This window comes from Streptococcus cristatus, from assembly GCF_001578775.1.
In the GTDB taxonomy this organism is placed as follows: domain Bacteria; phylum Bacillota; class Bacilli; order Lactobacillales; family Streptococcaceae; genus Streptococcus; species Streptococcus cristatus_A.
The window spans coordinates 1,253,644-1,266,374 of record NZ_KQ969062.1 but is presented as its reverse complement, the minus strand read 5'-3'; the positions used below and the strand labels follow the sequence as shown (position 1 = coordinate 1,266,374).

The following is a 12,731-nucleotide window of genomic DNA, read 5'->3' as shown; positions in this document are numbered from 1 at the left end:
GTTGTAAAAAAAGCGGATACATAGTAAAATAGAAAAATGATGAAAATAAGACGAATTAATAATGAATTAGAAATAAAGCAGGAAGAAGATACAGTCTTGGTTCTGGGCTATTTTGACGGCCTGCATAAGGGACATCAGACACTTTTTAAGGAAGCAAGGAAAATTGCAGCTGAGCAAGGACTGAAGATTGCCGTACTGACCTTTCCTGAGTCACCAAAATTAGCTTTTGTCCGCTATCAGCCAGAGTTGATGTTGCATTTGAATCATCCGGAGGAACGAGCTGCTCACTTAGAAAATTTGGGTGTGGACTACCTTTACTTGATTGACTTTACTAGCCATTTTTCTAAAAATACAGCCCGAGAATTTTTTGATAAGTACGTTGCTGCGCTTAAAGCAAAGGCAGTTGTGGCAGGTTTTGATTACCATTTTGGATCTGACAAGAGAAAGGCAGAGGAGCTTGCAGACTATTTCGATGGTCAGATTGTCATCGTCTCATCAGTCAATCAAGATGAGGAAAAAATCTCTTCTACTCGGATTAGAGAAACCATTCAAAATGGTGATGTTGCCAAGGCGCATCAGCTATTAGGCTATCCTCTCTCTACTCGGGGAATTGTGGTTCATGGCAATGCTAGAGGGCGCACCATTGGCTATCCAACGGCCAATCTAGCACCATTGGATCGCGTGATTTTGCCAGCAGATGGTGTCTATGTGGTAGATGTTGAGCACAATGGCAAGATTTTTCGTGGCATGGCTAGTGTTGGAAAAAATGTGACCTTTGAAGGAGATGAGCTTCGTTTTGAAGCCAATCTATTTGACTTTGCGGAGGAAATCTATGGCGATACGATTCGAATTATCTGGCTGGATAAGATTCGTGATATGGTCAAATTTGATGGTATTGAAGAACTGGTCGCTCAGTTAAAGAGTGATGAAGAAGTGGCAAGAAATTGGGAATGTTCGGAATAAATGTCAGTTTTTAATATTTTTCTTAGTATTTTAAGCTGATTCTCAAAAATATCTAGTCAAGAGAGATAAAATTTAGTATAATAGAGTTAGTTACTATATAAAAATAAGAAGAGAACAGCATGATTACATTATTTTTATCGCCTAGCTGCACTTCCTGTCGCAAGGCGCGTGCTTGGTTGATTAGTCATGAAGTTCCATTTACGGAGCATAATATCATGACGAGCCCTCTGTCTGCTCCAGAATTGCAACACATTCTTTCATTGACAGAAAACGGCACTGATGACATCATCTCAACCCGCTCAAAAATTTTTCAAAAACTAGATTTAGATGTAGAGGATTTATCGATTTCAACGCTTATTAAGCTGATTGAGGAAAATCCTAGTCTTTTGCGTCGCCCAATTATCCTCGATGGTAAACGAATGCAAATCGGCTTCAATGAAGATGAAATCCGTGCTTTCTTGCCTAGGGGCTATCGGAAAGAAGAACTCAGAGCCGCAACTATGCGTGCTGATATTTAAAATATGGAAAAAAATTATAGTTACCCACTAGACTTATCGTGGAGCACTGAAGAGCTTGCTTCAGTGCTTTCTTTTTTTAATGACGTAGAGCAAGCCTATGAACAGAAGATTCAAGCGGAGAAACTGCTCCAGTCTTATGCAGTCTTCAAGAAAGTTGTTCCCAGCAAGGGAGAAGAGAAGCGACTCGGCCGTGAGTTTGAGACGGTCAGTGGCTATTCTCTTTATCGGGCTGTTCAGGAGGCAAAAAGGAAAGGGAAAGGAATGATTTCTCTTGGAAAATAAATTTCATTTTGCGAAAGAAATAGTTTATCAAGCAGGGGCTTATTTAAGAAACCATCTCTATGATGACTTGGATGTTGTACAAAAGAGCAGCCCGACTGACTTGGTAACTCAAATGGATCGGATCATCCAGGATGACTTGGTTGGGAAAATTTTAGCTCAGTATCCGAACGACGCGATTTTGGCTGAGGAAAATGACCTGCGACACGACATAGCGGATGGTAATGTCTGGGTGATTGATCCCATTGATGGTACCAATAATTTCATCACCCAGCGGGCTGATTTTGCTATTATGTTGGCGTATTTTGAAAATGGGCAGGGCAAATTCGGCTTAATTTACGATGTGACAAGAGACCAGCTTTTTCATGGAGGTGGGGCTTTTGATGTTTACTGTAATGAACGAAAATTATCTGCTTTTACCGATAAGCCTTTGCAGCAATATCTTATGGCTTCAAATGCTAGTATGCTGGAGCATAATTACTGGGGACTAGCTGACTTGGCTCGTGATTGCTTGGGGGTGCGTGTCTATGGCAGTGCTGGGATTAGTTTTGCCAAGACCTTGGCTGGTGGTTTAGCCGCCTATTTCTCTTATAATTGGCCTTGGGACTATGCGGCGGCCTATGTGATGGCTGACAAACTAGGATTCATCATTCAGACTCTAGATGGCAATCAGCCAAATTTTCAGACTCAGGAGCCGATTATGATTGCACCAAAGTGTAAGTTAGACGAATTACAAGAGTATTTACGAAAGGGAAAAGGCTAGTATGGACTTTCCAGCAGGTTTTAAGGAAAAGTATGAGAAGATCTTGGGACAGGAAGCAGAGGCCTTTTTTGCGACTTTTGATCAAGATCCGATTTCAGCTTTTCGCAGCAATCCTTTAAAAGAGAATCAGAAAGATTTTGTGAATGCTATCCCGAACACAGACTGGGGACATTACGGAAAAGTGTCTGGGAAGTCGGTAGATCATGTCACGGGGCTGGTTTATTCTCAGGAGCCGGCAGCACAAATGGTTGCCCAAGTTGCAGCACCGCAAAAGGGCATGAAAGTTCTGGACTTGGCCGCCGCACCAGGAGGAAAATCTACTCATATACTCTCTTATCTAGATAATACAGGTGTGCTGGTTTCTAACGAAATCAATGCCAAACGCAGTAAAATTTTGGTGGAAAACATTGAGCGGTTTGGAGCGCGAAATGTCCTTGTCACCAATGAATCTGCGGATCGATTGGTTAAGGTCTTTCAGGGCTATTTTGATCTCATTGTTCTGGATGCTCCTTGCTCTGGCGAAGGAATGTTTCGCAAGCAGCCAGATGCTACCCAATATTGGAGTCCGGAATATCCTGCCCAGTGTGCGCGTTTGCAACGAGAAATTTTAGAGGACGCTGTCAAGATGTTGGCGACAGGCGGGCAGTTGGTTTATTCAACTTGCACTTGGGCGCCAGAAGAAAATGAAGAAATGGTCGCTTGGCTTTTAGAGAATTTTCCCTTGGAATTGCTGGAAATACCAAAAATCAATGGTATGGTGGCGGGGATTGAATTCCCAGAAACAGCTCGTATGTATCCCCACCATTTCAAAGGTGAAGGGCAATTTGTAGCGAAATTTCGCTTTACAGGAAGTCAGTCTGCTAAAAAAATCAAGGCAGCCAAAAATAAATTGACAGTTGAGCAGAGAAAACTCTGGCAAGATTTCCAGAAAAAGCATCTAAAAATTGAGCTAGAAGGACATTTAGATACTTTTGGGGACAATCTTTATCTGCTGCCAGCTGGACTGCCAGATGTCTCCAAGCTGAAAATTGCTCGCAATGGCCTGCATCTGGGTGAATTTAAGAAAAATCGCTTTGAACCGAGCTTTGCATTAGGCTTAGCTTTGAGGCCTAGTGAAGTTGTCTCAGCCCTTGAGATTGATGATATGGCTTTTAGCAAATATGTAGCGGGCGAAACGGTTCAACTCTCTCAAAACTATCCAAATGGCTGGTATCAAGTGCTTGCCCAAGGCAACGGTTTGGGTTTTGCAAAAATTACTGGAAATACCTTAAAAAATTATTTCCCAAAGGGGCTTCGCTTTCGTTCAAAAGACTAGGCAAAGCTCTCTTTCTATGTTATAGTGGATATAGTGGGATTTTCAGTTTCTTACGATAGACATCCCACTATTATTCTCAAGATTTCGAGGAGAAAAATGGTAAAGAAAAAATATAAGCTGATTTTGTCAGCGGTTCTAGTTCTAGTTGCAGTTAGCCTCTCTTCTTGCTCCAGCTGGATTGACCGAGGGGAGTCCATGACTGCCGTTGGTTCGACAGCCCTTCAGCCGCTCGTTGAAGCGGCAGCAGATGAGTTTGGTTCAGCCAATATTGGAAAAACGGTCAATGTTCAAGGTGGCGGATCAGGTACGGGCTTGTCTCAGGTTCAGTCTGGTGCGGTCGAAATTGGCAACTCAGATGTGTTTGCTGAGGAAAAAGAAGGGATTAATGCTTCAGCCCTTGTTGACCACAAAGTAGCAGTCGCTGGAATTGCCGTGATTGTCAATAAAGAAGTATCTGTCGATAATTTAACAGCGGAGCAATTGCAGAAGATTTTTATTGGTGAAGTGACCAACTGGAAGCAGCTGGGTGGGAAAAATCTAGAGATTTCCATCATCAACCGTGCGGCAAGCTCTGGTTCTCGAGCTACGTTTGACAGTGTCATCATGAGTGGTAAATCAGCCGTTCAAAGTCAGGAGCAGGATTCAAACGGGATGGTTAAGTCCATTGTTTCTCAAACACCGGGAGCCATTTCTTATCTGGCCTTTGCTTATGTGGATGATTCTGTCAAGACTTTGAAGCTCAATGGCTACGAGCCAACGGCTAAGAATGTTGCGACCAACGCTTGGCCCCTCTGGTCTTACGAACACATGTACACTCTTGGTCAGCCTAAGGGCTTGGCAGCAGAATTTCTGGACTACATGCTGTCTGACGAAGTTCAGGATGGAATCGTCTCAGGAATGGGCTATATTTCCATCAAGGAAATGCAGGTCAGCAAGGATGCTGATGGAAATGTTACGAGCTTAAAAGGAGATAGCAAATGAGAAATGAAGAATTAGCAAAAAAATTACTATCCCCTTCGAAAAACTCTCGTCTGGAAAAATTTGGTAAATATATCACCTTTGCCTGCCTGTCTTTAATCGTCCTGATTGTAGCCATGATTTTAATCTTCGTAGCACAAAAAGGCTTATCGACCTTCTTCGTCAACGGAGTTAATGTATTTGAATTTTTATTTGGCTCCACTTGGAATCCGTCAGGTAAGGAATTCGGTGCCCTTCCGATGATTTTGGGTTCCTTTATTGTAACGATTTTATCAGCCCTCATCGCAACGCCCTTTGCTATTGGAGCGGCTGTCTTTATGACTGAAGTATCGCCTAAAGGAGCTAAGATTCTTCAGCCTGCGATCGAGCTCTTGGTCGGGATTCCGTCTGTTGTTTACGGATTTATCGGCTTGCAGGTTGTGGTTCCCTTTGTTCGGACTGTTTTTGGCGGTACCGGATTTGGGATTTTGTCTGGTATTTTCGTACTTTTTGTCATGATTTTGCCGACCGTTACCTTTATGACAACAGACAGTCTTCGTGCTGTGCCGCGTCACTATCGTGAAGCTAGTCTGGCTATGGGCGCAACGCGCTGGCAGACCATTTGGCGGGTAACACTCAAGGCTGCTCGCTCAGGTATCTTCACAGCGGTGGTTTTTGGAATGGCGCGTGCCTTCGGTGAAGCCCTGGCCATTCAGATGGTTGTTGGTAACTCTGCGGTGATTCCGACTTCTTTGACAACACCTGCGGCGACCCTGACTTCCGTTTTGACCATGGGAATCGGAAATACCGTTATGGGAACAGTGGATAATAACGTTCTCTGGTCTCTGGCTCTGGTGCTCTTGATGATGAGCTTAGCCTTTAACAGTGTAATTAAACTAATTACAAAAGAAAGAGGTAAGAAAAACTATGCACGCTAAGAAATTAGATAAATTGGCGACTGGTGTTCTCTACACAATAGCGAGTATCATTGTTGCTATCCTTGCCTCTCTGATTCTTTATATTCTAGTAAGAGGATTGCCGCACATTTCTTGGTCTTTCCTGACTGGAAAGTCTTCTTCTTATCAGGCTGGCGGCGGTATTGGGATACAGCTATACAATTCCTTCTTCCTGCTGGTGATTACTCTGATTATCTCTGTTCCTCTCTCTATGGGGGCTGGAGTTTATCTGTCAGAGTATGCTAAGAAAGGCCCAGTGACCAACTTTGTCCGTACCTGTATTGAAATCCTGTCCTCGTTGCCATCCGTGGTAGTCGGACTCTTTGGCTATTTGATTTTCGTTGTCCAATTTGAGTATGGCTTTTCTATCATCTCTGGTGCTTTGGCGCTGACTGTCTTCAATCTGCCTCAGATGACTCGCAATGTCGAAGACAGCTTACGCCACGTTCACCATACACAGCGTGAAGCAGGACTGGCTCTAGGAATTTCCCGCTGGGAAACAGTGCTTCATGTGGTCATTCCAGAGGCTTTGCCAGGGATTGTGACAGGGATTGTCCTTGCTTCTGGTCGGATTTTCGGTGAAGCAGCTGCCTTGATCTATACTGCTGGGCAATCTGCTCCAGCCCTGGATTGGTCTAACTGGAACCTTTTCAGCATTACCAGCCCGATTTCGATTTTCCGGCAGGCGGAGACACTGGCTGTCCATATCTGGAAGGTCAATAGTGAGGGAACCATTCCTGATGGCACTGTGGTGTCAGCAGGATCAGCAGCTGTGCTTCTGATTTTCATCTTGATTTTCAACTTTGGAGCCCGCAAACTCGGTTCCTACTTGCACAAGAAATTAACCTCTGCATAAAGGAGAAGCAATGACAGAATATAATTGGAATGAAAAACATATCATTACTTTTCCTGAAGAAAAGGTAGCCCTGTCAACCAAGGATTTGCATGTTTACTACGGTAGAAAAGAATCCATCAAGGGCATTGATATGCAGTTTGAAAAGAATAAAATCACGGCTCTGATTGGTCCGTCTGGTTCAGGGAAATCAACCTACCTCCGTAGTCTCAACCGTATGAATGACACGATTGATATTGCTAAGGTAACAGGGCAAATTCTTTACCAAGGAATAGACGTCAATCGCTCTGATATCAACGTTTACGAGATGCGTAAGCACATCGGCATGGTCTTTCAACGGCCCAATCCATTTGCCAAGTCTATTTATCGCAATATTACCTTTGCCCATGAACGGGCTGGTGTAAAAGATAAAAAGATTTTGGATGAGCTTGTTGAAACTTCGCTCAAACAAGCCGCACTTTGGGACCAAGTCAAGGATGATCTTCATAAGTCAGCCTTGACCTTGTCAGGTGGCCAGCAGCAACGGCTCTGTATTGCCCGAGCTATTTCGGTCAAACCAGATATCTTGCTCATGGACGAGCCGGCTTCTGCGCTGGATCCAATTGCTACCATGCAGCTAGAAGAAACCATGTTTGAGCTCAAAAAGGACTATACGATCATCATCGTAACTCACAATATGCAGCAGGCTGCCCGAGCCAGTGACTACACCGGCTTCTTTTATCTGGGAGATTTGATTGAGTACGACAAGACCGCCAATATCTTTCAAAATGCCAAACTGCAGTCGACCAATGACTATGTTTCTGGCCATTTTGGTTAGAGGTGAAGAAACTAAAGGAATGAACTTATGACAGAACCTATTTTGCAAGTCAAGGACTTGTCGGTTTATTATAATAAAAAGAAAGCACTCAATAGTGTCTCCTTGGACTTTATGCCTAATGAAATCACTGCTTTGATTGGACCGTCAGGTTCAGGGAAATCTACCTTGCTCAAGGCTATCAACCGTATGGGTGATTTGAATCCAGAAGTAACAACGACAGGCACAGTCATCTATAACGGCCACAATATCTACAGTCCTCGGACAGATACGGTGGAGTTGCGCAAGGAGATTGGCATGGTGTTCCAGCAGCCCAATCCATTCCCGATGACCATTTATGAAAATGTTGTCTACGGACTGCGCATCAACGGTGTCAAGGATAAACAGGTTTTAGATGAAGCGGTAGAGCGTTCCTTGATTGGGGCTTCTATTTGGGACGAAGTGAAAGACCGTTTACATGATTCCGCTATTGGTCTCTCTGGTGGTCAACAGCAGCGGGTTTGTGTAGCACGCGTTTTGGCTACTAGTCCGAAAATCATCCTTTTGGATGAGCCCACATCGGCTCTAGATCCAATCTCTGCGGGTAAAATTGAGGAAACTCTCTATGGACTTAAAGACACCTATACCATGCTCTTGGTAACTCGCTCCATGCAGCAGGCTTCTCGACTTTCGGATAAAACAGGTTTCTTCTTGGGTGGTGATTTGATGGAGTTTAATGATACTAAGGAGATGTTCCTCAACCCACAAAATAAGGAAACAGAAGATTATATTACAGGAAAATTTGGATAAGGAGTTGAATGATGTTACGATCTCAATTTGAAGAAGATTTGGAGAAATTGCACAATCAGTTCTACGCAATGGGACAAGAAGTGCTCTCACAAATCAACCGCACCGTGCGTGCTTTTGTCACACATGACCGTGACTTGGCAAAGGAAGTCATCGAAGATGATGCAGAAGTAAATGAATATGAAGTGAAATTGGAAAAGAAATCATTTGAAATGATTGCCCTCCAACAACCTGTTTCTCAAGACCTTCGCACTGTCTTAACCGTTCTCAAGGCTGTTTCAGACTTAGAGCGTATGGGAGACCATGCAGTATCCATTGCAAAAGCGGCCATTCGTATGAAGGGCGAGCAGCGTATTCCAGCTGTCGAGGAAGAAATTAAAAAGATGGGCCGCGATGTGAAAAATTTCGTTGAAGCTGCCCTTGATCTCTACCTGAATGGTTCTGTAGATCAAGCCTACGAAGTAGCGGCCATGGATGAAAAAATCAACCATTATTTTGATAGCATTCGTGACCTGGCTACGGAAGAAATCAAGAAAAATCCTGAAGCCATCGTTACAGGCCGTGATTATTTCCAGGTTATTTCTTTCTTGGAACGTATCGGCGATTATGCCAAAAACATCTGCGAATGGGTCGTTTACTTTGAAACGGGTAAAATTATTGAATTATAATATATGTTAAAGAGACAGGCTAAGCTTGTCTTTTTTGTTTTGGGAGGAGAAAAGGTGAGATGAGACGAATCTAAAAGATAGATACTTAGACTTCATGTAGATAACAGACAAATTGGATTTCAATGGATTAAAAGGTCTAAAACAAAAAGATAATTTATCGATATGACCTAAGTACTCCCCTTTTGGTTGAAGTGATTGAAAAAGAAATGGAGGATAATGCCAAAAATTATGCTACAATGTAGGAAAGTGATAGCTGAAAACCTTGTTTTATAGAATACTGTAATGGAGGTATAATTATGAGAAAAAAGATTATTGTCGTTCTGGCAATTTTGTTCGTTCTAGTTTCAGGAGGGGGCTACTGTATGACAAAATGGATTGAACATCAAAACTCGCCGTATAATGTTAGTGATGTTTTAGACGATAAAGGAGTAAAACTTTACAAACGAGGATTTCGTTTGTTGGAAGAGCAACTGGCAACTTATATTAAAGAACACTATTCAGGAGTCAGTAAAATAGAGTTTTCACCAATTTTTGTTCAAGGTGGGGATGGACAGACTATGTTCGATGCTAATATCGTTCCTGTAATTTATGACAATCATGGGAATAAGGCTTATTTAGGGCGGAAAGTTGACAAGCATGGATATGCAAGCTACGGTCTTTTAGGAGATCTACGGTTAGATTTTAATGGTTTTGATGAGGAAGTGATTGAAATTGATGTAAATGGTAAATTTCTTGACATAACGAATTACAAAAGCTTGCCTCCAAAAGCTAAATTGACAATCAACCCCTCAATGGATGAAGATATTGAAGCGCTTGTCAATGCTAGTCACCTAAAAGATGTGGTGAAAAGTGAAAAAGGTAGTCAAAAAGCGGAAATTGTCTATAATACAGAAATTAGAAAGGAGACTATTTGGAATGGCGTTGACAGAATGACATTGTTTATGTTAATAACATTTGGTAAGGCTAAAAGACGTTAAGAAATCAGATGTAGGAAGTCCGAATGCTGAAATAGACTACAACTTATAAATTAAAAGAGGGAGCTACTCAGAATGGGAATAATCTTTGATTAAACAGGGAAATTTCTGTTTATGGATAATATGGCAGGAAAAATCGTCAAGAATATAAATATTGTTATATACTATAAACAGGGAAAATGGATTCGTTTTCATTTAGATATAGAGGTGACAGTTAATGAAGAAAAAACAACTTGTAATTATAGCTGTATTAAGTACCTTAGTTTCAGGAGGGGGATACTGTATGACAAAATGGATTGAACATCAAAACTCACCGTATAATGTTAGTGATGTTTTAGACGGTAAAGGAGTGAAACTTTACAAACGCGGATTTCGTTTGTTGGAAGAACAACTAGCGACTTACATTAAAGAACACTATTCAGGAGTTAGTAAAATTGAGTTTTCACCAATTTTTGTTCAAGGTGGGGATGGGCAGTATATGTTTCATGCCAATGTTGTTCCTGTCATTTATGATACTCATGGTAATAAAGTCTATTTAGGTCGAACAGTTCAAAATTTCGGTTATGCTAGTTATGGAGATTATGGTGATGTCAGATTGGATTTTAATGGATTTGATGAAGAAATAATTGAGCTGAGAGTAGGAGATGATTTTATTGATATTGCAGGCAATAAAAAACTCCCTGAGGAAGTCAAATTATCATCTAAACCCAAGATGGATGAAAACATTGAAGCGCTTGTTAAAGATGGACAGCTGAAGGACGTGGTTAAAAGTGAAAAAGGTAGTAAAAAAGCGGAAATTGTCTATAATACAGAAATTAAGAAAGGAGACCATTTGGAATGGCGTTGACAGAACGGCATTGTTTATATTAAATAATACTTAGTAAGGCTAAAAGATGTTAAGAAATTAGATGTAGGAAGTCCGAATGCTGAAATAGACTACAACTTAGAAATTAAAAGAGGGAGCTATTCAGAATGGAAATAATCCTTTATTAATCAGGGGGGACTTATGGATAATATGACAGAAAAAATCGGCAAGAAATATTATATTGTGATATACTATAAACAGAAAAAAATGGAATCGTTTTCATTTAGATATAGAGGTGACAGTTAATGAAGAAAAAACAACTTGCAATTATAGCTGTATTAATTATCTTAGCTTCAGGAGGGGGATACTGTATGACAAAATGGATTGAACATCAAAACTCACCGTATAATGTTAGTGACGTTTTAGACGATAAAGAAGTAAAACTTTACAAACGAGGCTTTCGTTTATTGGAAGAACAGTTGTCAACTTATATCAAAGAGCACTATTCAGGAGTCAGTAAAATTGAGTTTTCGCCAATTTTTGTTCAAGGTGGGGATGGACAGACTATGTTCAGCGCTAATATTGTTTTTTCTATTTATGATAAGAATCAAAATAAGGCATATGTTGGTGGAACAATAGGAGATATTACTTATCCAACTTATGACAATGTTTGGGACGTAAGAATGGATTTTAATGGCTGGGACGAAGAAATCATTGAATTAAGAACTAGCGATAAAAAGTTAATTGATGTATCTGATTTTCAGCATTTACCACCAGAGGCTAAACTTAAAGTAAGCGATAAAGTAGATGAAAATATTGAAGCATTGATTCAGGATAAACAAATTGAAGGAATAAAAAAGGATGCAAAAGGAAGCGCAGATTCAGATGTAGTCTATAACGATGAAATAAAAAAAGGGGATGAGAGAGAATGGCGTTAACCGATGAAAATATTCAAGAATTACAAGTAAATATTTTAAAAATTATAAAAGAAAAAGATGAGGGAGGAGTTTATGAAACTAATTCAGGCATAAAATACAAAATTATTAAAGAAACAAATGAAACGACCCAAGCAATAGCAGTGGCCCCTATCGTAGGTAGAAATAAAGTTGATTACAGTCAAACTACTATTGTTGTTGCTGGAACTCAAGCTCCTGGTGGAGACATTAATAATCATGTTTTAGAATCTGGATTCAATGCAGTAATGGCAAGAAATCAATTAACAGAACAGACAAAGGACGTTCGGGAGTTTTATAACCAATCATTATCTAAGGCTAAAAAAATGGCTGGAGCAGGACAAGAAGTTGATATTAGTAATATGTCGGGATTTAGTCAAGCGGGACCAGCAGTTGCTAAAGTGGCTGCGGAAATGAAAGTCCAGAAGATTACAAATTTCATGGACTGGGGTGCATGGGCTTCTTTGTACAAGAATTCGTCCGATTATAAGGGGATTAGTAATGAAGAATTAGCATATCTTAATAAGCACTTACATTCATACAGTGACAAAGGGAAAGATTTAACAAGCATGGATGGTCACGGGGGGATTATTCCATATGGGAAAGTGTTTACTGTCGAAGGTAAACATCATAATGCCGGTTTACCCAAGATTAAAGGTAATAATCCAGATTTCGAGTGGTATGAAAAAAATGGTCTTTTTTGTTCAGGAATGACGAAGAGCCAAGTTGAAAAAATTGTTGACAAAATATTAAGCAAATCTAGTATTGATAATGCTTATAAAACATTGGCTAGGCCAGAATTGATTAGACGCTATGAATTAGAATACGGACCTTTTACTCCAGAACCTTCTAAGCAAGAATTACTCACTTTAAATAGACAACGCATTGGTGAACTGCACGCTTCCTTGAAGACTAGTTCAGGCAGTCAAACGATTAGTTTGAGAGAGGAGCTTGTTCGAACAAGCGCGCAAACTGCTCAGCTACAAGCTGAAGTATATGAGCAGGCGATCAAAGATAAACTTGCAAATGCCAAGGAAAGTGTCTCTCAGCACATAACAGAACTGCGATCGGCAGCGTATACGCTGGCTCATAACCTTTCCGGTGGAGAGATAGAGGATTTACTATCT

At 40.9% G+C, this 12,731-nt stretch carries 15 protein-coding genes; all 15 read left to right on the top strand.

The window, feature by feature from the left end; all coding sequences use genetic code 11:
- The first annotated feature begins 39 nt into the window (after positions 1-39).
- Positions 40-963 (top strand): bifunctional riboflavin kinase/FAD synthetase, encoded by a 924-nt coding sequence (locus SCRDD08_RS06360; RefSeq protein ID WP_330997117.1) that lies wholly within the window; start codon positions 40-42, stop codon positions 961-963.
- Between the two features lie 119 nt (positions 964-1,082).
- Positions 1,083-1,481, top strand: coding sequence for a Spx/MgsR family RNA polymerase-binding regulatory protein (locus tag SCRDD08_RS06355; RefSeq protein ID WP_015604875.1), 399 nt, complete (start codon positions 1,083-1,085; stop codon positions 1,479-1,481).
- 3 nt (positions 1,482-1,484) lie between these two features.
- A complete protein-coding gene (locus tag SCRDD08_RS06350; protein WP_005590249.1) occupies positions 1,485-1,763 on the top strand; it encodes a UPF0223 family protein in 279 nt (92 codons plus the stop codon).
- Positions 1,753-2,523, top strand: coding sequence for an inositol monophosphatase family protein (locus tag SCRDD08_RS06345; protein WP_061422897.1), 771 nt, complete (start codon positions 1,753-1,755; stop codon positions 2,521-2,523). The genes SCRDD08_RS06350 and SCRDD08_RS06345 overlap by 11 nt, the downstream gene beginning before the upstream one ends.
- A gap of 1 nt (position 2,524) precedes the next feature.
- The gene (locus tag SCRDD08_RS06340) at positions 2,525-3,838 is read left to right on the top strand and encodes an RsmF rRNA methyltransferase first C-terminal domain-containing protein (RefSeq protein WP_061422896.1); all 1,314 of its coding nucleotides are present in this window, start codon (positions 2,525-2,527) and stop codon (positions 3,836-3,838) included.
- A 96-nt stretch (positions 3,839-3,934) separates the two neighbouring features.
- Complete coding sequence (locus SCRDD08_RS06335; protein ID WP_061422895.1) at positions 3,935-4,819, top strand: phosphate ABC transporter substrate-binding protein PstS family protein; 885 nt, start codon at positions 3,935-3,937, stop codon at positions 4,817-4,819.
- Positions 4,816-5,733 carry a phosphate ABC transporter permease subunit PstC gene (pstC, locus tag SCRDD08_RS06330; RefSeq protein WP_005590255.1) on the top strand — a complete coding sequence of 306 codons (918 nt, stop codon included), beginning with the start codon at positions 4,816-4,818 and terminating at the stop codon, positions 5,731-5,733. The genes SCRDD08_RS06335 and pstC overlap by 4 nt, the downstream gene beginning before the upstream one ends.
- A complete protein-coding gene (gene pstA / locus SCRDD08_RS06325) occupies positions 5,723-6,607 on the top strand; it encodes a phosphate ABC transporter permease PstA (protein WP_061422894.1) in 885 nt (294 codons plus the stop codon). Before pstC ends, pstA begins: the two co-directional genes overlap by 11 nt.
- Positions 6,608-6,617: 10 nt before the next feature.
- The gene (gene pstB / locus SCRDD08_RS06320; protein ID WP_061422893.1) at positions 6,618-7,421 is read left to right on the top strand and encodes a phosphate ABC transporter ATP-binding protein PstB; all 804 of its coding nucleotides are present in this window, start codon (positions 6,618-6,620) and stop codon (positions 7,419-7,421) included.
- Between the two features lie 27 nt (positions 7,422-7,448).
- Positions 7,449-8,207: a phosphate ABC transporter ATP-binding protein PstB gene (gene pstB / locus SCRDD08_RS06315; protein WP_061422892.1), complete on the top strand. Its 759-nt coding sequence runs from the start codon at positions 7,449-7,451 to the stop codon at positions 8,205-8,207.
- A gap of 11 nt (positions 8,208-8,218) precedes the next feature.
- Positions 8,219-8,872, top strand: a complete 654-nt coding sequence (gene phoU / locus SCRDD08_RS06310; protein ID WP_061422891.1) for a phosphate signaling complex protein PhoU — start codon at positions 8,219-8,221, stop codon at positions 8,870-8,872.
- A 362-nt stretch (positions 8,873-9,234) separates the two neighbouring features.
- Complete coding sequence (locus SCRDD08_RS06305) at positions 9,235-9,849, top strand: hypothetical protein (RefSeq protein ID WP_231089347.1); 615 nt, start codon at positions 9,235-9,237, stop codon at positions 9,847-9,849.
- A 214-nt stretch (positions 9,850-10,063) separates the two neighbouring features.
- The gene (locus tag SCRDD08_RS06295) at positions 10,064-10,693 is read left to right on the top strand and encodes a hypothetical protein (RefSeq protein WP_061422890.1); all 630 of its coding nucleotides are present in this window, start codon (positions 10,064-10,066) and stop codon (positions 10,691-10,693) included.
- A gap of 263 nt (positions 10,694-10,956) precedes the next feature.
- Positions 10,957-11,589: a hypothetical protein gene (locus SCRDD08_RS06285; RefSeq protein ID WP_061422889.1), complete on the top strand. Its 633-nt coding sequence runs from the start codon at positions 10,957-10,959 to the stop codon at positions 11,587-11,589.
- On the top strand, positions 11,580-12,731 hold a 1,152-nt coding region (locus tag SCRDD08_RS06280), incomplete at its 3' end, for a hypothetical protein (protein WP_061422888.1). The genes SCRDD08_RS06285 and SCRDD08_RS06280, both read left to right, overlap by 10 nt.

What these genes read in the sequence shown, in the direction of transcription:
- SCRDD08_RS06360 (WP_330997117.1), top strand. Translation starts at nt 40, where the DNA reads ATGAAAATAAGACGAATTAATAATGAATTAGAAATAAAGCAGGAAGAA.
- SCRDD08_RS06355 (WP_015604875.1), top strand. Translation starts at nt 1,083, where the DNA reads ATGATTACATTATTTTTATCGCCTAGCTGCACTTCCTGTCGCAAGGCG.
- SCRDD08_RS06350 (WP_005590249.1), top strand. Translation starts at nt 1,485, where the DNA reads ATGGAAAAAAATTATAGTTACCCACTAGACTTATCGTGGAGCACTGAA.
- SCRDD08_RS06340 (WP_061422896.1), top strand. Translation starts at nt 2,525, where the DNA reads ATGGACTTTCCAGCAGGTTTTAAGGAAAAGTATGAGAAGATCTTGGGA.
- SCRDD08_RS06335 (WP_061422895.1), top strand. Translation starts at nt 3,935, where the DNA reads ATGGTAAAGAAAAAATATAAGCTGATTTTGTCAGCGGTTCTAGTTCTA.
- pstC (WP_005590255.1), top strand. Translation starts at nt 4,816, where the DNA reads ATGAGAAATGAAGAATTAGCAAAAAAATTACTATCCCCTTCGAAAAAC.
- pstA (WP_061422894.1), top strand. Translation starts at nt 5,723, where the DNA reads ATGCACGCTAAGAAATTAGATAAATTGGCGACTGGTGTTCTCTACACA.
- pstB (WP_061422893.1), top strand. Translation starts at nt 6,618, where the DNA reads ATGACAGAATATAATTGGAATGAAAAACATATCATTACTTTTCCTGAA.
- pstB (WP_061422892.1), top strand. Translation starts at nt 7,449, where the DNA reads ATGACAGAACCTATTTTGCAAGTCAAGGACTTGTCGGTTTATTATAAT.
- phoU (WP_061422891.1), top strand. Translation starts at nt 8,219, where the DNA reads ATGTTACGATCTCAATTTGAAGAAGATTTGGAGAAATTGCACAATCAG.
- SCRDD08_RS06305 (WP_231089347.1), top strand. Translation starts at nt 9,235, where the DNA reads ATGACAAAATGGATTGAACATCAAAACTCGCCGTATAATGTTAGTGAT.
- SCRDD08_RS06295 (WP_061422890.1), top strand. Translation starts at nt 10,064, where the DNA reads ATGAAGAAAAAACAACTTGTAATTATAGCTGTATTAAGTACCTTAGTT.
- SCRDD08_RS06285 (WP_061422889.1), top strand. Translation starts at nt 10,957, where the DNA reads ATGAAGAAAAAACAACTTGCAATTATAGCTGTATTAATTATCTTAGCT.